Source organism: Maricaulis alexandrii (assembly GCF_005871165.1).
Lineage (GTDB): Bacteria > Pseudomonadota > Alphaproteobacteria > Caulobacterales > Maricaulaceae > Maricaulis > Maricaulis alexandrii.
On sequence record NZ_SWKP01000005.1, the window covers coordinates 353,552 to 376,530 of the forward strand.

Annotated in this window: 21 protein-coding genes; 11 read left to right on the plus strand and 10 right to left on the minus strand. The window is 62.5% G+C overall.

Going from position 1 to position 22,979, the window contains the following annotated elements; genetic code table 11:
• Positions 1–26 precede the first annotated feature (26 nt).
• From FCS99_RS05100 to FCS99_RS05115, 4 genes are all read left to right on the plus strand, one after another.
• Positions 27–1,424 (plus strand): aldehyde dehydrogenase, encoded by a 1,398-nt coding sequence (locus FCS99_RS05100; RefSeq protein ID WP_138510994.1) that lies wholly within the window; start codon positions 27–29, stop codon positions 1,422–1,424.
• A 19-nt stretch (positions 1,425–1,443) separates the two neighbouring features.
• Complete coding sequence (locus FCS99_RS05105; protein ID WP_138510995.1) at positions 1,444–2,319, plus strand: p-hydroxycinnamoyl CoA hydratase/lyase; 876 nt, start codon at positions 1,444–1,446, stop codon at positions 2,317–2,319.
• Positions 2,320–2,321: 2 nt separating this feature from the next.
• A complete protein-coding gene (locus FCS99_RS05110) occupies positions 2,322–3,809 on the plus strand; it encodes an AMP-binding protein (protein WP_138510996.1) in 1,488 nt (495 codons plus the stop codon).
• 159 nt (positions 3,810–3,968) lie between these two features.
• Positions 3,969–6,317, plus strand: a complete 2,349-nt coding sequence (locus tag FCS99_RS05115) for a TonB-dependent receptor (RefSeq protein WP_138510997.1) — start codon at positions 3,969–3,971, stop codon at positions 6,315–6,317.
• Positions 6,318–6,425: 108 nt separating this feature from the next.
• Here the strand turns inward: FCS99_RS05115 and purU are convergent, their stop codons facing one another.
• On the minus strand, positions 6,426–7,286 hold the full coding sequence (gene purU, locus FCS99_RS05120) for a formyltetrahydrofolate deformylase (protein ID WP_138510998.1): 861 nt from the start codon (positions 7,284–7,286) through the stop codon (positions 6,426–6,428).
• Between the two features lie 176 nt (positions 7,287–7,462).
• Here purU and ligM point away from each other — a divergent pair, with 176 nt between their 5' ends.
• Both ligM and FCS99_RS05130 read left to right on the plus strand, forming a co-directional pair.
• Positions 7,463–8,860 carry a vanillate/3-O-methylgallate O-demethylase gene (gene ligM, locus FCS99_RS05125; protein WP_138510999.1) on the plus strand — a complete coding sequence of 466 codons (1,398 nt, stop codon included), beginning with the start codon at positions 7,463–7,465 and terminating at the stop codon, positions 8,858–8,860.
• A gap of 67 nt (positions 8,861–8,927) precedes the next feature.
• The gene (locus tag FCS99_RS05130; RefSeq protein WP_138511000.1) at positions 8,928–9,800 is read left to right on the plus strand and encodes a methylenetetrahydrofolate reductase; all 873 of its coding nucleotides are present in this window, start codon (positions 8,928–8,930) and stop codon (positions 9,798–9,800) included.
• 7 nt (positions 9,801–9,807) lie between these two features.
• Here FCS99_RS05130 and FCS99_RS05135 read toward each other — a convergent pair whose 3' ends face one another.
• From FCS99_RS05135 to FCS99_RS05175, 9 genes are all read right to left on the minus strand, one after another.
• Entirely contained in the window at positions 9,808–10,566 is a 759-nt protein-coding gene (locus FCS99_RS05135) for a GntR family transcriptional regulator (protein WP_233352665.1), read from the minus strand.
• A gap of 89 nt (positions 10,567–10,655) precedes the next feature.
• Positions 10,656–11,645 carry an aldo/keto reductase gene (locus FCS99_RS05140; RefSeq protein WP_138511001.1) on the minus strand — a complete coding sequence of 330 codons (990 nt, stop codon included), beginning with the start codon at positions 11,643–11,645 and terminating at the stop codon, positions 10,656–10,658.
• Positions 11,642–12,811, minus strand: a complete 1,170-nt coding sequence (pobA, locus tag FCS99_RS05145) for a 4-hydroxybenzoate 3-monooxygenase (RefSeq protein WP_138511002.1) — start codon at positions 12,809–12,811, stop codon at positions 11,642–11,644. The genes FCS99_RS05140 and pobA overlap by 4 nt, the downstream gene beginning before the upstream one ends.
• Positions 12,811–13,752: a Gfo/Idh/MocA family oxidoreductase gene (locus FCS99_RS05150; RefSeq protein ID WP_138511003.1), complete on the minus strand. Its 942-nt coding sequence runs from the start codon at positions 13,750–13,752 to the stop codon at positions 12,811–12,813. The genes pobA and FCS99_RS05150 overlap by 1 nt, the downstream gene beginning before the upstream one ends.
• Positions 13,749–14,591 carry a class III extradiol dioxygenase subunit beta gene (locus FCS99_RS05155; RefSeq protein WP_138511004.1) on the minus strand — a complete coding sequence of 281 codons (843 nt, stop codon included), beginning with the start codon at positions 14,589–14,591 and terminating at the stop codon, positions 13,749–13,751. The genes FCS99_RS05150 and FCS99_RS05155 overlap by 4 nt, the downstream gene beginning before the upstream one ends.
• On the minus strand, positions 14,591–14,995 hold the full coding sequence (gene ligA, locus FCS99_RS05160; protein ID WP_138511005.1) for a protocatechuate 4,5-dioxygenase subunit alpha: 405 nt from the start codon (positions 14,993–14,995) through the stop codon (positions 14,591–14,593). Before ligA ends, FCS99_RS05155 begins: the two co-directional genes overlap by 1 nt.
• A complete protein-coding gene (locus tag FCS99_RS05165) occupies positions 14,992–16,017 on the minus strand; it encodes an amidohydrolase family protein (protein ID WP_138511006.1) in 1,026 nt (341 codons plus the stop codon). Before FCS99_RS05165 ends, ligA begins: the two co-directional genes overlap by 4 nt.
• Positions 16,014–16,880, minus strand: coding sequence for a DUF1932 domain-containing protein (locus tag FCS99_RS05170; protein WP_138511007.1), 867 nt, complete (start codon positions 16,878–16,880; stop codon positions 16,014–16,016). Before FCS99_RS05170 ends, FCS99_RS05165 begins: the two co-directional genes overlap by 4 nt.
• 83 nt (positions 16,881–16,963) lie before the next feature.
• Positions 16,964–18,118, minus strand: coding sequence for a LysR family transcriptional regulator (locus tag FCS99_RS05175; RefSeq protein ID WP_138511008.1), 1,155 nt, complete (start codon positions 18,116–18,118; stop codon positions 16,964–16,966).
• Positions 18,119–18,219: 101 nt separating this feature from the next.
• Between FCS99_RS05175 and ligK the strand changes: the two genes are divergently transcribed.
• The 5 genes from ligK to FCS99_RS05200 all read left to right on the plus strand — a co-directional run bounded on the left by ligK (position 18,220) and on the right by FCS99_RS05200 (position 22,773).
• On the plus strand, positions 18,220–18,894 hold the full coding sequence (gene ligK, locus FCS99_RS05180; protein ID WP_138511009.1) for a 4-carboxy-4-hydroxy-2-oxoadipate aldolase/oxaloacetate decarboxylase: 675 nt from the start codon (positions 18,220–18,222) through the stop codon (positions 18,892–18,894).
• Positions 18,887–19,942 (plus strand): 4-oxalomesaconate tautomerase, encoded by a 1,056-nt coding sequence (locus tag FCS99_RS05185; RefSeq protein WP_138511010.1) that lies wholly within the window; start codon positions 18,887–18,889, stop codon positions 19,940–19,942. The genes ligK and FCS99_RS05185 overlap by 8 nt, the downstream gene beginning before the upstream one ends.
• Positions 19,939–20,823 carry an amidohydrolase family protein gene (locus FCS99_RS05190; RefSeq protein WP_138511011.1) on the plus strand — a complete coding sequence of 295 codons (885 nt, stop codon included), beginning with the start codon at positions 19,939–19,941 and terminating at the stop codon, positions 20,821–20,823. Before FCS99_RS05185 ends, FCS99_RS05190 begins: the two co-directional genes overlap by 4 nt.
• 140 nt (positions 20,824–20,963) lie before the next feature.
• On the plus strand, positions 20,964–21,305 hold the full coding sequence (locus tag FCS99_RS05195) for a hypothetical protein (protein WP_138511012.1): 342 nt from the start codon (positions 20,964–20,966) through the stop codon (positions 21,303–21,305).
• 127 nt (positions 21,306–21,432) lie between these two features.
• Positions 21,433–22,773, plus strand: coding sequence for an MFS transporter (locus tag FCS99_RS05200; RefSeq protein WP_138511013.1), 1,341 nt, complete (start codon positions 21,433–21,435; stop codon positions 22,771–22,773).
• Positions 22,774–22,979 lie beyond the last annotated feature (206 nt).

A 22,979-nucleotide genomic window follows, 5' to 3' on the forward strand; every position in this document is an offset into this window, starting at 1 on the left:
CAGAGCGGACAGGGAGGAAATAGGCGATGAATTTTCAGCGCGTCAATCCGATTACTGGCGAAATCGCAAGTTCGGCCAAGGCGATGAGTGTCGAAGAGGCCTGTCAGGCCGTTGACCGGGCACAGGCTGCCTTCCCGACCTGGTCCGCCATGGGGCCGAATGCGCGGCGCGCCGTCCTGATGAAAGCGGCCGACGAGCTGGATGCCCGCGCGGATGATTTCGTTGCCGCCATGATGGGTGAAATCGGGGCCACGGAAGGCTGGGCGCGCTTCAACCTGATGCTCGCAACCGGCATGGTCCGTGAAGCAGCCGCCCTGACCACCCAGATCGAAGGCCAGGTCATTCCTTCGGACAAGCCGGGCTGCGTCGCCATGGCCCTGCGCGAGCCAGTGGGTGTTCTGCTTGGAATCGCGCCCTGGAATGCGCCCATCATTCTGGGTGTGCGCGCCGTGGCCGTGCCTTTGGCTTGCGGTAATTCCGTAGTGCTCAAGGCCTCCGAAACCTGCCCGCGCACGCATGAGCTGATTGTCGAGGCCTTCGCGGCCTCCGGCATGCCGGAGGGCACGCTGAGCGTGGTGACGAATGCGCCGGAGGATGCCGCCGAAATCGTCGGGGCGCTGATCGACCATCCGTCCATCCGCCGCATCAATTTCACCGGCTCGACCGCTGTGGGCCGGATCATCGCCAAGCGCGCGGCCGAACATCTCAAACCCGTGCTGCTGGAACTCGGGGGCAAGGCGCCCTTCCTGGTGCTGGAAGATGCCGATCTGGACGAGGCCGTGAAGGCTGCCGCCTTCGGTGCTTTCATGAACCAGGGCCAGATCTGCATGTCGACCGAGCGTATCATTGTTGTGGATGCCGTGGCGGACGCCTTCGCCGAGAAGTTCGCCGCCAAGGCCAAGACGATGGCGGCGGGCGATCCACGGGATGGCAACACGCCCCTCGGCGCCGTTGTGGACTCCAAGACAGTCGACAAGGTCAACGGGCTGATCGCGGATGCAACGGGCAAGGGCGCAAAGGTCATTGCCGGTGGTCCCGCCGACAGTGTTGTCATGCCGGCGACGATTGTAGATGGCATCACGGACGCGATGTCGCTGTATCGCGATGAGAGTTTCGGGCCGGTGGTGGCCCTGATCCGTGCCCGTGACGAGGCCGATGCCATCCGGATCGCGAATGACAGCGAGTATGGCCTTTCGGCGGCCGTTTTCACGCGGGATGCGACGCGCGGTCTGGGTGTTGCCCGGCAGATCCAGTCCGGCATCTGCCATGTGAACGGACCGACCGTGCACGACGAGCCGCAAATGCCGTTCGGGGGAGTCCGGGCGTCCGGCTATGGCCGCTTTGGCGGCAAGGCCGGCATCGATGCCTTCACCGAGCTGCGCTGGATCACCATCGAGACCCAGCCCGGCCACTTCCCGATCTGATTTCAAGAAGGACAAGATAATGAGCAAACAATCCGCGACGGCCGCCAAAGCCGCCAATACCGGTGCGGAACGTGCCGAGGAAGACACCGTTGCCTATGACGTCCGTGACGGGATTGCCTGGGTGAAGTTCAATCGTCCTGAGAAGCGCAACTGCATGAGCCCCAAGCTCAACCGCCAGATGATGCGCGTGCTGGAAGCTCTGGAATTCCGGGATGATGTCGGGGTTCTGGTCCTGACGGGCGAAGGCTCGGCCTGGTCGGCCGGCATGGATCTCAAGGAATATTTCCGCGAGAACGAAGCCAAGGGCCTGGGCGCTGTTCGTCAGTCGCAGCGGGAATCCTATGGCTGGTGGCGTGCGCTTCGCTGGTACCAGAAACCGACGATCGCCATGGTCAATGGCTGGTGTTTCGGCGGCGGCTATGGTCCGCTCTATGCCTGTGACCTGGCGTTTGCCGACGAGTCTGCGCAGTTCGGACTGTCCGAGATCAATTGGGGTATTCTCCCCGGTGGTGGCGCAACCAAGGTCGCCACCGATCTGATGCCGTTCCGCAAGGCCATGTATCACGCCATGATGGGTGAGAATGTGGACGGCAAGACGGCTGCCGAATGGGGGCTGGTCAATGAAGCCCTTCCGGCCGACCAGCTGGAAGCCCGCGTGACCGAAGTTGCAAAGGTCCTGCTGGAGAAAAATCCGGTCGCGCTCAAGGCGACCAAGGATGCCATCCGGCGTGTCCGCGAAATGACCTATGACAATGCTGAGGACTTCCTGGTCCGGGCACAGGAAGCCGCCAATTCCTTCGACAATGACGGTCGCAAGGAAGGCATCCGTCAATTCATTGACGAGAAGTCCTACAAGCCGGGTCTGGGGGCCTATGACAAGTCCCGCCAGTCCTGACCATGACGGCGATCAGTGACTTCATCGCGCTGCAGGCGATGCGGCGGCCGGATGTACCGGCTGTCGCTGACCTCGCAAGCGGGAAATCCTGGACCTATGCGGGGCTGGACCGTTTGACGGGACAGCTCGCGCAAGCCCTCCTGGACCGGGGACTGGAGCCAGGTGACCGTTTGGCCGTGCTGGCCAGGAACCGCGGCGAGCTGGTCGCGCTCCAGCATGCCTGCGCGCGCACCGGGGTTATTTATGTTCCGCTGAACTGGCGCCTGTCTGCACCGGAATTGGCCGACCTCGTGGAGGACTGTCAGCCCGGCCTTTTGCTGGGCGATGACCAGCTGGCCGCGGCGGGGCTGGAGGGCGGTGATCTGGCCGATTTCATCGCGGCTTCCGCCGAACTCGCTCCGGTCGCCGGTGGCGAGGCGGACCCTGACCGGGTCTCCCTCATCCTCTACACGTCGGGGACGTCGGGGCGCCCCAAGGGGGCGATGCTGTCCGAGGCCAACCTCACTGAGACAGCCATCAATTTTTCCATTCTCGGGGATGTCACCGCATCGAGTGTCTTCCTGTGCGACGCGCCAATGTTCCATGTCATCGGTCTCGTGACCAATGTCCGCCCGGTCCTCATGCGAGGGGGATGTTGCCTTGTTTCTGATGCCTTCATCCCTGCTCGCACCCTGTCCCGGTTGGGGGATCCCGATCTGGGGGTGACCCACTATTTCTGCGTTCCCCAGATGGCAGCCGCCCTGAGGGCCGAACCGGACTTCAACCCGGCATCCCTTCGCAAGCTGACCGGCCTGTTCACCGGCGGGGCGCCACACCCGGCCCCGAATATCGAAGCCTGGCTGGATGACGGAATTTCCATCGTGGACGGTTTCGGGATGAGTGAGACCGGTACAGTGTTCGGAATGCCGATCGACCGTGAACTGATCCGGCAACGGGCCGGCTCGGCCGGTCAGGGCACGCCGCGAATTCGCAGCCGGATTGTGGGTGCTGATGGTGCGGACTGCCCGGTCGGTGAGGCGGGAGAGCTTTGGCTCAAAGGGCCCGGCGTTTTTTCCGGCTATTGGCAGCGGCCGGATGCCAATGCCGAGGCTTTCGTCGATGGCTGGTTCCGGACCGGAGATATAGCCCGGGCCGACGCCCAGGGCTTTCACTGGCTCGTGGACCGCAAGAAGGACATGTATATTTCCGGGGGTGAAAATGTCTTCCCGGCCGAGGTCGAGTCGGTGCTTGTCGCGCATCCGGACATCGCCGAATGCGCGATTGTCGGTGTCGGGGATGAGCGCTGGGGCGAGGTCGGGCACGCCTTTCTGGTGCTTCGCCCGGAAAGCGGTTGCGATGCGGACTCAGTTCTCGCCTGGCTGGATGGCCGCATCGCCCGATACAAATTACCCCGCCACGTCAGCATTCTGGAGGCTCTGCCGCGCAATGGAGCGGGGAAAATCCTCAAGCGCGAACTGCAGACCTACCCGATCCCCGGGGCCAGTCGCTGACCATTTGGGAGGGCCGCGCCCCGGTTTTGCTGCGACGCAACAACGAAAGTTCGCATAAAGCTATATACGATAGCGTTTAATAACTATACGCTATAGCTATTATGGCCAATTCACGCTGACACGGTCTCGGAGAAGACCGGCAGTCCAAGGGAGGTAAATATGGTCCGACTCTTCAATCAGGGGGGGTGCGCCTGGGGCGCGCCTGTTATCAAGGCAGGGCTTCTGGCAACGGCGGCACTGATCACGACACCGGTTGTGGCGCAGCAAGCGTCCGACGGGCAGACCAGCGCGTCCGAGGACGTGATTGTGGTCACGGCGCGCCGGCGTGAGGAAAGTCTCCAGGACGTACCGGTTTCCGTCAGCGTTGCAACGTCGGCGGACCTGGAACGCCAGGGCATTTCCGCGACCACTGAACTCACCAATATTGTCCCGAACCTTCAGTTCGCGACCTATGGCACGCTGACGGGGAACAACTCGGCTGCCCAGGTCTTCATTCGCGGGATTGGCCAGACGGATGCCACGCCGGGCGTTGATCCGGGTGTCGGCGTCTATATCGATGAGGTCTATATGGGCCGCTCGGTCGGCGGGGCGATGGACTTCCGGGACATTGCGTCGACCCAGGTCATTCGCGGCCCGCAAGGCACGCTGTTCGGCCGCAACACGATCGGCGGTGCCGTTCTCCTGACCACGAACCGTCCGGGTGCGGGCAATACGCTGCGTCTGGGTGTGGGTGAGGACAATCTGTTTGAAGGTTTCGTCGCGCTTGATGTCGTCAATGAGGACACGGTCGGCCTGCGTGCCTCTCTCGGTGCGCGCCAGCGGGACGGCTATGTCACGCGCGTCGTGGATGGCGCCGATCTGGGTGATGAGAACAGCCTGACCGGCCAGATCTCGCTGGAGCTGGACCCGACGCCGGATGTGAATCTTCTGCTGCGTGCCGACTTCTCCGACGAAGACGAAAACGGCTCGCCCTTCGTCTTTCTGGACATCAATGAGACCTCGGCTTTCCCGATGATCGCCAGTGCCTTTGCCGGATGTCCGGGCTCGTCCTTCCCGCCGCCGGTGCCGGTGCCGAATGTGGATGATCCGCGTTGCGCCAACGACTTCCAGTATGAAGGGGAGTTCCGGAACGGGGGTACCGGCGAGGTGTTCTCGACCACGCAGACCCGCGGTCTGTCCCTGATCGCCAACTGGGATGTCAACGAGACCATCACGCTGAAATCCATCACTTCGGGCCGGAACCTGCAATGGACCGGTGCCCGTGACGCGGACAACACCCCGCTTTTGATTCTCTATACGAATTACGCATCGGAGAGCGATCAGTTCTCGCAAGAATTCCAGATGCAGTATTCCGGAGAGCGTCTGAGCGGTGTCGTCGGCGCCTACTATTTCGACGAGACCAGCAATGACCGCGTGATTGTCAACCTTGGCACGCCGGGAACATCATACGACACCAACCGTGTCGAGATGACCACGGAGGCCATCGCGCTCTTCACCGAGTGGACCTATGACCTGACCGATGCGGTGAGCCTGTCCGGCGGTCTTCGCTACACAGAAGAAGACAAGAGCATCCAGGGCGCCTGGTTCAATGTCCCTGTTGCGGGCAGCCCTGAACCGGCCATTCCTACTTCGCTTTGCTCAGTTGTTGGTGCGCCGGTGCCCGGCTGCCTCTTCGTGACGCGGGACACGCATCGCGAGACGTTCGACTCGCTGACCGCTTCGGCCAATTTGTCCTATCGCATCAATGATGCGCTCATGGTCTATGGCTCCTTCGCCCAGGGCTTCAAGTCGGGTGGCTTCAACCAACGTTACAATGCGCTTCTGAATGCGGATGGCAGCCCGTTGTCCTTCGACGAAGAAACCGCGCAATCCTTTGAACTCGGCTTCAAGTACAATCCCAACCGGACGCTGCGTCTGAACGGTGCGATCTTCTCGAACGCCTATGATGACATCCAGCTCACCTATCGTGTGGGGCCGGCCCCGCTGCTGTTCAATGCGGGCGAAGCCACCATCAATGGCGCCGAGCTCGAGCTGTTCTATACGCCGAGCGACCAGCTGATCATCGATGCCAGCCTGGGCTATCTCGACGCGGAGATCGAAACCGTTCGCAGTGTGCCCAATCTGGGGTCACAGACCCCGACGGCCACGACGGCTCCGGGTGACCGCCTGCCGCGCGCGCCTGAGCTGGAAGCCCATATCGGCGTGTCCTATATCGCTGAGATCAGCAATGACTACCAGCTGACGCCTCGGATCGATGTGACCTGGCGTGACTCCATCTTCTTCGATGCGTCGAACGATATCGGTGAAAGCGCTGTGACCCTCGTGAACGGATCGCTGACGCTGGACAATATTGTCCAGGATTGGCGTCTGAGCCTGCGCGGCGACAACCTCACGGACGAGCTCTATCTCGTTTCGGGTACCACGTCGGCCTCCACGGCCACGGGGTATTCGGAAGGGATCTATGCCCGCCCGCGCAGCTTCAGCCTCGTCTTCACGAAGGACTTCTAGGCTTCTCCGACCAGAGAGATCGTGTCCGCAAGTCATTGCGAACTCCCCTGATCAGATGGTCGTCTTTGCAGGCTCTCCGGACCCCTCCGTCCGGAGAGCCTTTTTTCGTCAATCGACGAAGACGACCGTCTTGGAACCGTTCAGCAGGATCCGGTCTTCCAGCTGATAGTGGACAGCGCGGGCCAGGACACGGCGCTCGATGTCGCGGCCCTTGCGCACGAGATCATCAGGCCTGTCACTATGGCTGATCGGCTCGACATCCTGGACAATGATCGGGCCCTCATCGAGGTCGGCCGTGACATAGTGGGCGGTGGCCCCGATCATTTTCACGCCGCGTTCGAAGGCCTGATGGTAGGGTTTGGCCCCCTTGAAGCCAGGCAGGAAACTGTGGTGGATATTGATGCAGCGGCCGGACAGGAAGGCCGACATCTCGTCCGACAGGATTTGCATGTAGCGCGCCAGGACCACCAGCTCGACGTCATTCTCCTCGATCAGGGCGCGAATGGCGGCTTCCTGACGGGGCTTGGTTTCTTTCGTGATCGGCAGGTGATGATAGGGGATGTCACCGATCAGGGTGAGGTTCAGGGCCTCGGCCGGATGATTGGATACAATTCCGACCACATCCATGGGTAGTTCGCCGATGCGGTGACGGTAGAGAAGGTCGCCCAGGCAATGGTCGAACTTGGAGACCAGGAGCAGGACCCGCTTGCGCTGGTCCTTGCGCCGGAGCCGCAACTCATAGGGCTCGATCCCGTTCAAGCTCTCGACCGCCGCGCGAACCGGGGTCTCCAGCGCGTCGCCTTTTTCAGCCTCATACTCCAAGCGCATGAAAAAGCGACCACTTTCGGAATCCTCGAATTGCCTCGCGGCCATGATGTTCGCGCCGGCATCACACAGGGTTGAGCTGACCGCGGCCACGATTCCGGGCCGGTCCTCGCATGTCAGGGTCAGGACAAAAACATCGGACATGTTCGGGGGCTCCTTGTTGGGGCGGTCCTGCAGGAGAGGGATGGGCTCTCTGCGGGTCGCTGCCGGCCGGTTGGGGCATTGACTTTTGCCAAATTGCATACAAAAAATGCGAAAAGCAATAGGAACGGGCCCGATTGGGTTCAAACTGCATACATTCAATTGGCGGAGGAATAGCCATGACGATGAAAAGTCTCGAAGACGTACTCTCGAATGCGGGTAATACGGTATCGCTGCTCCGCAATTCCCAGATCGGCGCCTATGTCTATCCGGTCGTGCCGACCGAGTTCTCCAACTGGCGCGACGAGCAACGCGCCTGGCGCGAGACCGCGGTCCTGTTCGACCAGTCCCATCACATGGTCGATCTCTTCATTGAGGGTCCGGATGCGCTGAAGCTCCTGTCGGACACGGCGATCAACTCGTTCAAGAATTTCCGGGTCGACACCGCCAAGCAGTACGTGCCCTGCTCCTATGGTGGTCATGTCATTGGCGACGGCATTCTGTTCTATCTGGCCGAGAACAGCTTCGTCTTCGTGGGACGGGCCCCGTCGGCCAACTGGCTGATGTTCCATGCGGAGACCGGCGGCTATGACGTTCAGGTGCGCAAGGATGACCGTTCGCCGGGTGCGCCGATGGGCCGCGCCGTTCGCCGCGAGCATTATCGCTACCAGATCCAGGGGCCCAACGCCCAGCAGGTGATCGAGAAGCTGACCGGTGAACCCATGCCGGATATCAAGTTCTTCAACATGGGCTATATCAATATCAAGGGCCGTCAGGTCCGGGCCCTGCGGCACGGTATGGCGGGTGCCCCGGGACTTGAAATCTGGGGGCCCTATGAGGAAGGCCCGGAAATCCGCGAGGCCATTCTGGAGGCGGGCGCCGATTTCGGCATCGTTCCCGTCGGATCGCGGACCTATGCCACCAACACGCTGGAATCCGGCTGGATTCCATCCCCGCTCCCGGCTGTCTATACCGGCGAGAAGATGAAGGCCTTCCGGGAATGGCTGCCGGCCAATGGCTATGAAGCGACCGGATCGCTCGGGGGTAGCTTTGTCTCCCGCGATATCGAGGACTACTACGTCACGCCGTTCGAACTGGGCTATGGACCCTTCATCAAGTTCGACCATGACTTCATCGGCCGCGAAGCGCTGGAGAAGATCGATCCGAAGACCCAGCGCCGCAAGGTGACGCTCGCCTGGAACGGCGAAGACATGGCCAAGCTGTTCGCCTCCTACTTCCAGGGCGATGAAGCCGGCAAGTTCTTTGACCTGCCGCTCGCCAACTACGCCTCGTCGAATTATGACGCCGTGAATTATGACGGAGAAACCGTCGGCTTCTCCATGTTCACGGGCTACAGCTTCAATGAGCGCTGCGCCCTGTCCCTCGCGACAATCGATCCGCGGGTCGAGATCGGTCAGGAAGTGACCGTGACCTGGGGTGAGCCGGGCGGCGGTACCCGCAAGACCACGGTCGAGCGCCACAAGCAGATGGATATCCGAGCGATTGTCAGCCCGGCGCCTTTCTCCCGTGTGGCTCGCGAGACCTATGCCAAGGGCTGGCGTACGGAACTGGCCTGATCCTCCCGGCGGCCCGGCTGTGATGGCCGGGCCGCTCAATCCTTCAAGCGCAGGCGGAGACCGGTCCATGCTCGACACGGTGAACAGTTCCCACCCCCCCCGATTGACCCTCTCCGGCCTGCTCGACGGGTTCACGACGGAGGTGACAACCCGGGACGACGCATCCATTCGCGACATCGCGAAGACGCTGGAGCCGGGCTCGCACGTCTTCATCGCATCCCTTCCCAAGGACAAGGCAGAGCGCCAGGTCGAGGCTGCGGTCCGGCTGGCCGATGCCGGCATGGTCCCCGTTCCGCATATCGTGGCCCGGAACCTCACTGACCGCGCTGCGCTGGACAGTCTGCTGGGAGATCTGGTGCGGCGCGCCGGTGTAACGCAGGCGCTCGTTCTGGCCGGGGACAGGGATGACCCGGCGGGTGAATACAGTGCCGCGCTGGACCTGCTGCAAAGCGGCTGCTTCCAGGAGCATGGCCTCCGCTCGATCCGCCTGTCGGCCTATCCGGAAGGACATCCGCGCATTTCAGACGAAGCTCTGACCAAGGCCCGCGCCGACAAGCTGGCGGCGGCGGAGGCGGCTGGTCTTGAGGTGGAATTGGTGAGCCAGTTCTGTTTCGAAGCCCAACCCGTTCTCGACTATGCCGAAGCTTTGCGGGCTGCGGGGGTCACTGCGCCATTCCGGGTGGGTGTGGCCGGTCCTGCGGATCGCAAGACACTTCTGAAATACGCCATGATTTGCGGCGTCGGACCATCCTTGCGCGCCCTCAAGGAGCGACAGGATCTGGCGCGAAATGTCATGTCCGGTGAAACCCCGCAGGGCCTGCTGCAGGACCTGGCCGACGGCCTCAATGACCGTCCCGGCCTGGGGATCAGCGGCATCCATTTCTTCACCTTCAGCTCGCTGCGCCAGACGGCCGACTGGGTGGCCGGCGCCCGGATCTGAGCCGGGGTCAGTCGCGGCCCTCTTCCGGGCCCGCATCCGCAGCGAACAGGAAGGAGCCGGGAACTTCCTTGAGCAGGTCCACGCGCTGTTGTGCCGTGGCCAGGTTGCGCCGGGCCAGGCGCGCATGTTCCCGGGTCAGCGCTTCCGCGCGCCCGCCTTCACCCAGACTGATCGCCTCGACAATGTCGGCATGCTGATGCTGGGCGAATTTCAGAATGTCGGACCGCTCATTGTCCGCAAACCCGACAAAGACGAAGGCGTTGGGCGAGGCAAAGGGCAGGGCTTCCACATGGGACAGGGAGCGGGCGAGCATCGGGCTGCGGCTCAGGGCCAGCAATTGGTCGTGGAACTGTCCGTTCAGGTCGGAATAGCGCTGCAATACGTCCGGCGACATGTCCTGTTTCACGACCGTGTCGAGTTCCCGACAGGTCTGGCGCAGCGCGTCCAACTCCTCCTCGGACGGGCGCCGCTCAGCCGCCAGGCGGGCGGCTGCGCCTTCGAGGACACCGCGGATTTCGATCGCGTCGAGCACATCCTGCTGGGAGAATTCACGGACCCGGTAGCCACCGCCCGTCTGACCCTGCAGGAAGCCTTCATGTTGGAGAATATTGAGGGCAAGGCGAACCGGGGTCCGCGATATGCCCAGCTTCTCCACCACAGCTAGTTCGGACACGCGTTCGCCCGGCGCAAACTCTCCTGCCAGGATCATCTCCCGCAGTTTCATCAGGGCGTGAATCTGCTGTTTCGAACGTGGTGCGAGGGTCAAACCCGGTCCTCCTGACGATGACGCGTGTCAGGATATGGAGGTGAGCCTAAATTGTATACAATCGCGTGAAGCCGGAGCGATGCGGCGGCTCAGGCAAATTCCTCGGTGTCGATTGTCTTCTGCATGGCAGCGCCATAGCGCGGACCGGATACGGTGTTCTGGTTGATCAGCGCGTCCAGGCGGTCGAGCACCGCTTGCGGGACGGTCACGTCGCGGGAACCGAAATTCTCTTCCATGTGCGCGATGGAGGTCGTACCCGGAATGGCGTGGACATGATCCCCGCGCGACAGGACCCAAGCCAGCGCCAGCTGTGCCGGCGGCAGGCCGAGCTCGGCCGCGATCGCGTTGAACTGGTCCACCAGGGCCAGATTGGCCGGCCAGTGCTCCGGTGTGAAGCGCAGCTGGGTCCGGCGAAGGTCGCCCTCTTCCAGCGTTTCCGGATCTCGCAGCCCGTTCGCGAAGACGCCCCGGCCGACCGGAGAGAAGGCGACAAAGGCAACACCCAGCTCGCGGCAAGTGTCCAGAACCGCGATTTCTGCATTGCGGGTCCACAGGGAATACTCGGTCTGCATCGCTGCAACCGGGTGCTCCGCATGGGCGCGGCGCAGCGTATCCGCCGACATTTCGGACAGGCCGATCGCACCGATCTTGCCTGCCTTGATCAGGTCCGCCAGAGCCCCCACGGAGTCCTCGATCGGTGTTTCGAAGTCGCGCCGGTGGAGATAGTAGAGGTCGATGAAATCCGTCTGGAGCTGCGTCAGCGAGGTTTCGACCGCGTCCCGTATCGTCTCCGGCCGGCAATCGATCCGCCGTTTCGGACCGTCAATGATGATGCCGCATTTGGAGGCCAGGAAGAATTCCTGGCGTCGGTGCTTCAGCGCCTTGCCGATGAGGGTTTCATTGCGGCCCAGACCGTAGAGGCGGGCGGTATCGAGATGGTCATGGCCCAGATCCAGCGCCCGGTTGAGCAGGGCCGTGCTGTCCGCCTCTGACGGCGGTGTTCCATAGCCGTGCGACAGGCTCATACACCCCAGGCCGATGGGTTTGAGCTGGCGGTCACCGATACTGCGTAAGGTCAAAGCGGGAGTCCTATATAGTTCTCAGCGATACTTTCGCGGGCCGCCCGGGAATTGGCAATGTAGTCGAGTTCGGCCCGCTGCATCTCCCGTTCAAAGCTGGAATGCTCCGGGAATTGATGCATCAGGCTGGTGAGATACCAGCTGAACCGCTCCGACTTCCAGATCCGGGCGAGCGCGCGGCTGGAATAGCCGTCCAGCGCGTTCTGGTCGCCCTGCTTGAACCAGGCGATGAGAGCATCGGACAGATAGGTTACGTCGGAAGCGGCGAGGTTCAGGCCCTTCGCGCCGGTTGGCGGAACGATATGCGCGCTGTCGCCAGCCAGGAAAAGCGAGCCATGACGCATCGGCTCGAACACGAAGGAGCGCAGAGGCGCAATGGACTTTTCGATCGACGCTCCGCGCGTGATGCGGCCACCGGCCTCCGGTCCCAGACGGACCGCCAGCTCATCCCAGATGCGCTCATCCGGCCACTCATCGAGATTGGTGTCGACCGGCGCCTGGATGTAGTAGCGGCTGCGGGTCGCCGAGCGCATCGAGGCGAGGGCGAACCCGTTGGCATGGTTGGCATAGATCAGCTCGTCATCACAGGGCGGGACGTCGGCCAGAATGCCGAGCCAGCCGAACGGATAAACGCGCTCGTGCGTCACGCCAACCGTTTCCGGGATGGCCTTGCGACAGGGGCCGTGAAACCCGTCACAGCCCGCAATGAAACGCGCTTCCAGCGTGTGGGACGTCCCGTTTTTGGAATAGGTGATGCGCGGTGCATCGCTGTCGACATCGTGAAGCGCCACATCATCGGCTTCCCAGACGACTTCCACGCCTCGGGCGGGAATGGCATCGATCAGGTCGCGCTGGACCTCGCTCTGCCCGTAGACCATGACGCTGCTGCCGGTGAGCTCCGCCAAATCGATGCGGATCAGTTTTTCGCCATCGGCCAGATGGAAGCCTTCGTGGACCAGGCCTTCCGCATGCATGCGGTCGGCCAGGTTCAGCCGTTCCAGAAGATTGGTCGTGGTCTTTTCCAGGACCCCGGCCCGGATACGGCTGAGCACGTAGTCCTTGGAGCGGCGTTCCAGAACGACCGGTTCCAGTCCGGCCTGGCGCAGCAAGTGCGCCAGGATGAGGCCGGATGGTCCGGCGCCGACAATGGCAACATCGCATTTCATCAGCGCATGCCTTTTTCCAGTTGGCCGAGCACATCGTAACAGGGCAGGACCTGGGCAACGGAGGAATTGGGTTCGCGACCTTCGCGGATGGCCGCAATGAATTCGCGGTCCTGAAGCTCGATCCCGTTCATGGAAACATCGACCTTGGACACGTCGATCGGCTCTTCCTTGCCGGTGACGAGATCGTCATAGCGGGCGATATAGGTGCCGTTGTCGCAGATGTAGCGGAAGAAGGTGCCGAGCGGTCCGTCATTGTTGAAGCTGAGGGACAGCGTGCAGATCTTCCCGGTTTCCGTCTTCAGCTGGATCGACATGTCCATGGCGATCCCGAGTTCGGGATGTTCCGGGCCTTCGACGGCTTGGGCCACAACCACTTTTTCGCCGGTCTGGTACTGGAACAGGTCCACCGTGTGGGCCGCGTGGTGCCAGAGAAGATGGTCGGTCCAGGAGCGCGGCTCGCCCTTGGCATTGATGTTCTTGCGGCGGAAGAAATAGGTCTGGACGTCCATCTGCTGGATGTTCAGCTCGCCCGCCTTGATCTTGTTGTGCACATACTGGTGCGACGGGTTGAAGCGCCGCGTATGGCCGACCATGCAGACCAGTCCGGTTTCCTTCTGCTTGGCCATCACGGCCTGGGCATCGGCCCAGCTGTCAGCCAGCGGAATCTCCACCTGGACATGCTTTCCGGCATCCATGCAGGCTATGGCCTGTTCGGCGTGGATCTGCGTGGGCGTGCACAGGATGGCGGCATCGACGTCCGGATCGGCCAGTGCGTCGGCCAGGTCCGTGCCGACATTGGCAACGCCATGCTTGTCCGCGGTGGCCTTGGTGCGTTCCAGTTCGCGACCGATGACCCAGGTCACCTCAACGCCATCAATCTTCGCGAGGCCGTCCAGGTGCTTTTCACCGAATGCGCCGGCACCGACGAGTGCGATTTTCATGTCTCTTTCTCCAGGACAATGTGTCCGACTGCTGTGTTGGATGCGGGAACATGGAAGTGGCGGTGACGTTCCTTGATCATCGGGCCCAGGGCGCCACGCATGATCAGCCACATCACCATTTCGATGCCTTCCGACCCGGTTTCCCGCAGGTATTCGATGTGCGGTATGTGCCGCAGACGTTCCGGATCGGCGGTCAGGTCATCGAGGAATTTCTGGTCCCACTCGGCATTGATCAGGCCGGCCCGCGGTCCCTGGAGCTGGTGGCTCATGCCGCCCGTGCCCCAGATCTGGACGTTGAGGTCTTCATCAAAGCTCTCAACGGCCCGCGCGATGGCTTCACCCAGCATCCAGCAGCGATTGCCGGAGGGGGGCGGATAGGTGACGACATTGACCGCGAGCGGGATCACCTTGACCGGCCAGGCGTCGGGTTGACCGAAGAGCAGGGACAGGGGAACCGTCAGGCCGTGATCGACATCCATCTTGTTGATGATGGTCATGTCGAATTCGTCGAGGATCAGGCTCTGGGCAATGTGCCAGGCCATGTCCGCGTGATTGTTGACCGGGGGAACCGGGCGCGGTCCCCAACCTTCATCGGCGGGCTGGAACTCGTCCGCGCAACCGATCGCGAAGGTCGGGATCAGATTCATGTCGAAGGCCGAGGCGTGGTCATTATAGACCAGAATGATCACGTCGGGCTTTTCCTCGGCGATCCATTTTTTCGACCATTCATAGCCTTCATAGATCGGCTTGAAATACGGGTCGTCCATCTTGCCCTGGTCGATCCCGACCCCAAGCAGCGGGACGTGGCTGGTGGCGACGCCTGCGGTAATTCTGGCCATCAGCGACCCTCCTTGATCGAACGCATGCCCTCGGGAGACCGGCCGCCGGCCATCATCATGGCCTTGTAGTCTTCCTCACTCATCCCGCTCATGGTCGACACGGCCTGGACGAAGGAGAGACCATCGGTGGAGAAGATCTTGGCGAGGAAATAGATATTGCCGCCCAGATCGAGCAGGCGGTTATAGTCGCGGTCGAGGACGGCCTGTTTCTGCTCGTCCGTCATCGGCCAGTCTTCAAGATAGGCCTTTTCGTCGGCGAGCCATTTCTCGCGGTTTTCCGCTTTCATCAGGCTCATCGCGAACTGGTTCAGCCAGTAGCCGGCGCGGGCCCGTTTGGTCGTGTAGACGCGCGTGCCGGGGATGTCGTCAAACTCGGCAAGGTATTCATGGATGTCCTGGGTCACAGGCCACGCTCCTTCAATTGTGCGTCCAGACGCGGATAGACGCGGCGGGCATTGCCTTCGAAAATGGCGTGCCGGGTCTCCGGTGAGAGATCGAGGGCTTCGACATAGCGTTTCGTGTCGTCGAAATACTGGCCCGTGGTCGGATCGATACCGCGTACGGCTCCGACCATTTCCGACCCGAACAGGATGTTCTTGTGATCGATCACGTCGAACAGGAGATCGATGCCGGGCTGGTGGTAGACGCAGGTGTCGAAATAGACATTGCGCATGACATGTTCATCCAGCGGCGGTTTGGACAACATGTCCGCCAGGCCGCGATACCGGCCCCAATGATAGGGCACACCGCCCCCGCCATGCGGAATGATCAGTCGCAAATCCGGGAAATCCCGGAACAGGTCGCCTTGCAGGAATTGCATGAAGGCAATCGTGTCGGCCGCGATGTAGAAGGCGCCCGTCGCGTGCAGGCCCGGATTGCAGGATCCCGAGACGTGGATCATGGCCGGAACGTCCAGCTCGCACATCTTCTCGAACATCGGATACCAGTACTTGTCCGTCAGCGGCGGGTGCTTGAAATGGCCACCGCCGGGATCCGGATTGAGATTGCATCCGACGAAGCCCAGCTCGGTGACGCAGCGCTCCAGTTCGGCCACCGAGGCTTTCAGGTCGGCTTCCGGCGATTGCGGCAGCTGGCAGACCCCGATGAAGGTCTCGGGATAGAGGTCGATCACGCGCTTGATCAGGTCATTGCAGCGGCGCGACCACTCCAGGGATACCGTCTGGTCTCCGACATGGTGGGCCATGGCGGACGCGCGTGGCGAAAAAATGGTCATGTCGGCCCCGCGCTCGCGGACCAGGCGCAACTGGTTCGCCTCGACGGATTCCCGGATCAGCTCATCGGGGATGTCCGGATAGGGCGGTGGTGCCTCGCCCTTTGCAAAGGCGGCTTTCTGGGCCTCCCGCCAGTCATTGTGTGGTGCGGGCGCGGTCGTGTAGTGGCCGTGACAATCAATGATCAGGGTCATTCGGCGGCTGCCTTGCTGGCTTGAGCGATGAGGTCGAGCTTTTCATCGAGCGTGTCCGGCAGATGGGCCGGCGGATTTTCTCCCAGCGTGCGCTGCCAACTGGCCGTCGCGCTGGCGAGGAGCGGATTGATCGACATGGCGGTCAGCATGGCCGCGACCTCGTCCATCTCCGCCGCGCGGCGTTTGCCATGCGTCAGCATGCGGTCGAGATTATAGTCGGCCTGCTCGGCCCACTCTTCGCCGAGCGAGGCGCGGATTTCGTCCATGACACCGGCCTGGTGGGCGGCCATGGCGCAGCAGGCGCTCAACGCCTCGCGGCCTTTGACCATGATCGAGCGGATCATCTTGATGGCGGAAGCCCGGCCGACTTCGGTTCCGACGCTTCGCACATCGGTGAAGCCGGCCGAGCGGAGGAGGGTCACGGCGGGGTCAGCCTGTGGCCCACTGACCAGAAGCGGCGTGGACAGACGCTTTGGCAGGACGGGAGACATCACGGCGACATCGACATAGTGGGCCCCGCATGCATCGATTTTTTGTGCCGCCGCACGCTTGGTGTCCGGGGCCACCGAGTTGAAATCGAGATAGAGCGTTCCGGCGCTCAGGTATTGGGTGGCGTTGATCGCGGCCGTCAGCGCCTGGTCGGCTGTAACCACGCTGATCGCCGCTTCGGCCTGGGTCAGGGCGTCGTCCAGCGTCGGGCTGCAGGTGACGGAATGGGTTTCACACGCAGCTTCCAGCCCGACGCGGGTCGCGTCGGTATCGACCAGCCGGTCATAAGCCCGGCTGGCTGCGGTCCAGGTCGAAGCGCCGGTGAAAGCCCGGGCCGCCTCGCCAAATCCGATGAAAGCAATCTGTGCAGTCATGGCGTCCTCGCTAGTGGGTTTGACGGAAGGCCGCTAATCGGAAACGCGGTACTTCCATAAGTGAATTCGAACTTTGGTGATTTTTACCGGGTCGGTGCGACACGCTTCAGCAAATCGATGAAGCGGGCTTCCATGGCCGTCGGACGCCAGTCCTTTCGATGGGTCAGGCCAATGGTTCGGCTCATCCATTCCGGTCCGGTACAGACGATCCGCAGGCGATTGGTTTCCAACTCGACGCTGACCTGGTCCGGCGAGAGCAGGCTGAGATAGTCGGTGGAGAGCAGCATGTTCCGGATCGTGATAACGGATCCGCATTCCACCGGGACGCGGGGCGGTTCGAGACCGGCCTCCCCGAAAAACAGCTCCAATTGTTCCCGCAGGGGGATGCCCGGGCCGGGGGCGGCCCAGGGATAGGGCGTGAGATCGGCGACCGTGATGGCCCTGTCCAGGTGAAAGATCGGGTGCGCGCTGCGGGCCATGACCACCGGGCGGTCGACGAACAGGGGAAGTTGCGCCACGTCCGGACCGGGAGCGGGGTCACGCAGGGCGCCGAGCAGCATGTCCAGATCCCCATCGCGCAAGGGTTCGATCAGTTCGGCATGCGACCCGTCGGTAATGGCAATCTCCACATCCGGATCTCTGGCATGAAACGCGACAGCCGCGTCTGGCAGGATGCGGGCCCGAGACAGGGGCATGGAGCCCACGCGGATTTTGCCGCGGCTCAGACCGCGCAGGGCGGCAAGTTCGACGAGGGCGGATTCGATCTCGATCTGGGCCAAGCGCAGGGCTCGGGCCAGAAGGCGGCCGCGCCGGGTGATCTCAAGCCCGCGACCGCGCCGCGCCACCAGGGATTGGCCCAAAGACAATTCCAGATCACTCACGGCGCGGTGCAGGGAGGCCTTGGAGACGCCCAGACGGGCGGCCGCCGATCCATACCCGCCCGTCGTGGACAGCGCGATGAAGGCCCGCGCCCGTGCATTGGTCAGATGCGGGGATTGCAGGCGTTCCAGTGCGGCCGAGATCCGGGGGTAAATGAGTTGGGCGGCAGCGGTTGGCCGCATGCCGGTGGACTGTCTTTCAAACAGGACTTCATCCAGCTGGTTCTCCAGCCGGTTGATCGCCTGCGTCACCGCGGGCTGCGACAAATTAATAGCGGAGGCCGCGGCGGCTACCGTGCCAAGGTCAAACGTGCGGATGAAAGCCCGCAAATGACGGATGTTGAGGTCCCAGGGTTCCATTGATCACAGTCAGCTTAAACTTATAGCGTGGCCACAGTTTGAATTTTGTTATGGCGAAGGCAAGCCCTACCGCTCTAGGCACGAAAAATCAGGACCGATTCATGACCGGCGTCGTCGTACAGAATATCCAGCGTGCCAATCCCGATGTGGTGGAAGCCCTCGGTGCGTGCGGCGTTGCGACGGTCCACGAAGCCCAGGGCCGCAAGGGCCTGCTGGCCTCCTACATGCGCCCGATCTATTCGGGATCCCGAATAGGCGCTTCGGCTGTCACGATCTCCTCGCCGCCCGGCGACAACTGGATGCTGCACGTCGCGATCGAGCAGTTGAAGGCGGGTGACATTCTCGTCCTGGCACCGACCTCACCCTGCACGGACGGGTATTTTGGCGACTTGCTCGCGACTTCGGCCCAGGCTCGTGGTTGCCGGGGCCTGATTATTGACGCCGGGGTCCGCGATGTGGCCGACCTCAAGGAGATGGACTTTCCGGTCTGGTCCCGCGCCATCTGCGCCCAGGGAACGGTGAAGAACACGCTCGGTTCGGTGAATGTACCGATCGTCTGCGCCGGTGCGGCCGTCAATCCGGGTGACATCATCGTCGCCGATGATGATGGCGTCTGCGTTGTCGCGCGCGACGAGGCGGAAGCCGTTCTGGAAAAGGCAAAAGCCCGCGAAGCGGCAGAAACCGAAAAGCGGGAACGCTTGGCCTCCGGCGAGCTGGGACTGGATATCTACAAGATGCGTGACCGTCTCAAGGAGATGGGATTGCGCTATGTCTGACGGGACCCCCTGCATGTGGATGCGCGGCGGAACGTCCAAGGGGGCGTTCTTCCTGCGGGATGACCTGCCGGAAGCGGCCCAGGCCCGCGATGATTTCCTGCTGCGGGTCATGGGATCGCCCGATGACCGCCAGATCGACGGCATGGGCGGCGCCGACCCGCTGACCAGCAAGGTGGCAGTGGTTTCAGCCTCATCCCGGCCCGGCGTGGATGTCGACTACCTTTTTCTGCAGGTCTTCGTAGACGAGGCGATCGTCTCGGACAGCCAGAATTGTGGAAACATGCTGGCCGGCGTCGGCCCGTTTGCCATCGAGCGGGGCCTGGTCGCCGCCGAGGACGATGAGACACGCGTCTCCATCTTCATGGAAAACACCCGCCAGATTGCCATTGTCCGGATCCAGACTCCGGGCGGGCAGGTGAGTTACACAGGTGAGGCCCGGATTGACGGCGTGCCGGGAAGCCATGCGCCGATCCCGATCGAGTTTCGCGATACGGCCGGCTCCAGTTGCGGTGCGCTCCTGCCGACCCAGCGGGTATTGGACGAGATTGACGGTGTGTCCGTCACCCTGATCGATAATGGCATGCCCTGCGTGGTGCTCGCGGCAGAGGATGTCGGCATCACAGGCTATGAGGATCGTGAAACGCTGGACGCTGATACCGAGCTGAAGGCGCGGTTGGAATCCATCCGCCTGCAGGCGGGACCGGTGATGAATCTGGGCGATGTGCGCGAGAAATCCGTGCCCAAGATGATGCTGGTCGCAATGCCGCAGGCCGAGGGCGCGATTTGTGTTCGGAGTTTCATTCCGCACCGGGCGCACGCCTCGATCGGGGTGCTGGGTGCGGTGACCGTCGCCACGGCCGCCCTGCTGGAGGGGTCCGTGGCCCATCGCTTTGCCCGGGTTCCGGCCGGGGACCGCAAGCGGCTGGATATCGAACACCCGACCGGAGCGATCAGCTGCGACATGGAGCTGGATGAGTCCGGCGCCGTGGCCAGTGCGGCCCTGATCCGCACGGCGCGCAAGCTGATGGATGGCGAGGTGTTCGCATGAGCCGGATCAAGAGCTGGACCGACACGCCGAGCAAGCCCCACTTCGTGCCGCCGCAGGGCGCCGTGGATTCCCACTGTCATGTGTTCGGCCCCCAGGCGCTCTACCCGTTCAGTCCGAAGGCGAAATACATTCCCGAGGATGCGGGCGCGGACGATCTCATCACGCTGCGCGACCATCTCGGCCTGTCCCGCAATGTCATTGTCCAGGCCAGCTGTCACGGCTTCGACAATTCCGCGACCCTGGCGGCGATCGCGGCCTGTGGCCAGGATCGCGCCCGCGGTGTGGCAGTGGTCGATCCGGATATTTCCGATGCCGAACTCAAGGCCCTGCATCAAGGTGGGATGCGCGGCGTTCGGTTCAATTTCCTCAAACGCCTGGTTGACCATGCGCCGAAGGACAAGTTTCTCGAGATCGCGGAGCGTATCGCACCGCTGGGCTGGCATGTGGTCGTCTATTTCGAGGCGGACCTCCTGGAGGAACTCACACCCTTCCTGGAGGCCATTCCGACCACGGTCGTCATCGATCATCTGGGCCGGCCCGATATCGGCCAGGGCCCCGACGGGGCAGACATCACGGCCTTCAAGGCATTGATGGATGCCCACCCGAATTTCTGGACCAAGGTGTCAGGCGCAGAGCGGCTTTCCCTTCAGGGGCCTCCGTTTGATGATTTCGTCGCCGTGATCGCACCGATCGTTGCGCGTTATCCCGACCGCGTTCTGTGGGGCACGGATTGGCCCCACCCGAACATGCAGCATGACATTCCCGATGACGGCCGCCTGGTCGACATCCTGCCCCGGCTCGCGCCGGGCGATGACCTGCTGCGCAAACTGCTGATCGACAATCCCGTGCGGCTGTACTGGCCCGAGGAGGTTGATGGCTGATACCCGCTGCCTGACCGGCGACCGGAGAGAGTCCCGACAGGCGGTTCCTTCAACTCTGACACCTGAATCCGGCCAGAGAGCCGGAGTGAATAATGAGAGACCGGGCCGGCAAAGGCCGGTTTTTGCCAAGGGGAGTGAAAATGACCAGAACCACCAAGATCTGGCTGCTCTGTGGGGCGGCCATGATGGGTGCCTTGTGCATCAATACGGCCGCTCATGCGCAGTCTGAAACGGGCGCCTCCGCGTCCACCGATGTCATCACCGTTACGGCGCGTCGCCGTGAGGAAAACCTGCAGGATACCCCGGTATCCGTGACAGCCTTCACCGGCGACATGCTGGAAGAAGCGCAGATCTTTAATAATGCGACGGACGAGGTCTATCCGATTGCGGGTAACTCCTCGCTTGGAACCGGTAGCGGTTACGCGGAAATCGCCTACGACCGCGGCCGGACCTGGTATATCGGTCTGGAGACCGACTTCTAGCGGTCGCGGCAAACTCTGACGCGGCGCGCCCGGCGGTGACATCCATCGCCGGGCGCGCCCTGTCTTGAAAATGGGGAGATGCATGGACGCCGGCGCGTGGTGGTCCTGCTGATGGAGAGGTCTAGAAATGAGTCAGAATCCCAAAGAACTGATCGAGCAGTCACCCATGGTGACGGCCCAGATCATCGCCGTGAGCATGTGCGTCTTCCTGAACGCTTTGGACGGGTTCGACGTCTTGTCGATCAGCTTCGCGTCACCGGGAATTGCGGCTGACTGGGGTATCGACCGGGCCGCGCTGGGCGTGGTGCTCGCCATGGAACTTGTCGGCATGGCGATCGGCTCCATCATCATCGGCAATCTGGCCGACCGGATCGGACGCCGTCCGGTCATTCTGGGCTGTCTGGTCATCATGGCGGCCGGCATGTTCGCCGCGGCCTTCGCGCATGACATGAACACGCTTCTGGCCTTTCGTTTCGGCACCGGCCTCGGCATTGGCGGCATGCTGGCCGCGACCAATGCGATGGTTGCCGAATTCTCCAACCTGAAGAACCGGTCCCTGTGCGTCACCATCATGGCGGCAGGCTATCCGATGGGCGCCATTGTCGGCGGCTCCATCGCTTCGCTCCTGCTCACCGAATTTCACTGGCGCGCCATCTTCATCTTCGGCGGTGCCGTCACGGCACTCAGCATCCCGCTGGTGCTCGCCCTGCTGCCTGAGTCCGTCTATTTCCTGGAGGCGCGCCGCCCCAAAAAGGCGCTGGACAAGATCAATGCCGTGCTCAAACGCCTCGGCCGCGAAGCCGTTTCGGTCCTGCCGGACCTGACGGCGGACAATGCGCCGAAGGCCGGGTTGAGCACCCTGTTCGGGCCGCGCCTGATCTCGATCACCCTGATCCTGACCCTAGCCTATTTCTTCCATATCATGACTTTCTACTTCATCCTGAAATGGATCCCCAAAATCGTCGTCGACATGGGCTTTGCCGCACCGCTTGCCGGTGGTGTCCTGGTCTGGGCGAATGTCGGCGGCGCCATGGGGGCGGTCCTGCTCGGCATCCTGTCCCAACGCTTTGGCGTGAAGGGGCTGGTAATCGGTGCCATGGTGCTGGGGGCGATCATGGTGGCCGTGTTCGGACGCGGGCAGGAAGACCTTCAGCAATTATCCCTGATCGCGGCTGTCGCCGGCTTCTGTACCAATGCCGGTGTGGTCGGACTCTATGCCCTCTTTGCCCAAGGCTTTCCGACCGAGGTCCGGGCCGGCGGGACAGGTTTTGCCATCGGCGTCGGCCGGGGCGGGGCTGCGCTGGGGCCGATCATTGCCGGACTGCTCTTCGAAGCCGGCGCCGGCCTTCAGGTCGTGGCCATCATCATGGGCTCCGGCTCGCTGATGGCGGCCATCGCGCTGCTGTTCCTGCGGCTCAATCGGGCGCCGGATGCGGTTCCCTCCGAGGCCGACAAGAACGCGGCCTGATCGTCATCCCGACTATCGGGACGTGCCGTTCCGGACTTGGGCAGTGGAGCCAGGCCGCTCTTCTGTTCGGGTCCGGACGGCCTTTTCGGGTGCATAGGCATGCCGGAAATGCTGTCGGCCGGCCGGTGGCGGGGGCGGGTGATGCGCCGTCTTCGTTGAAAACGCATAAAGCCGAAAGCCGCCACCCCCTAGACTGGCCCTCATGA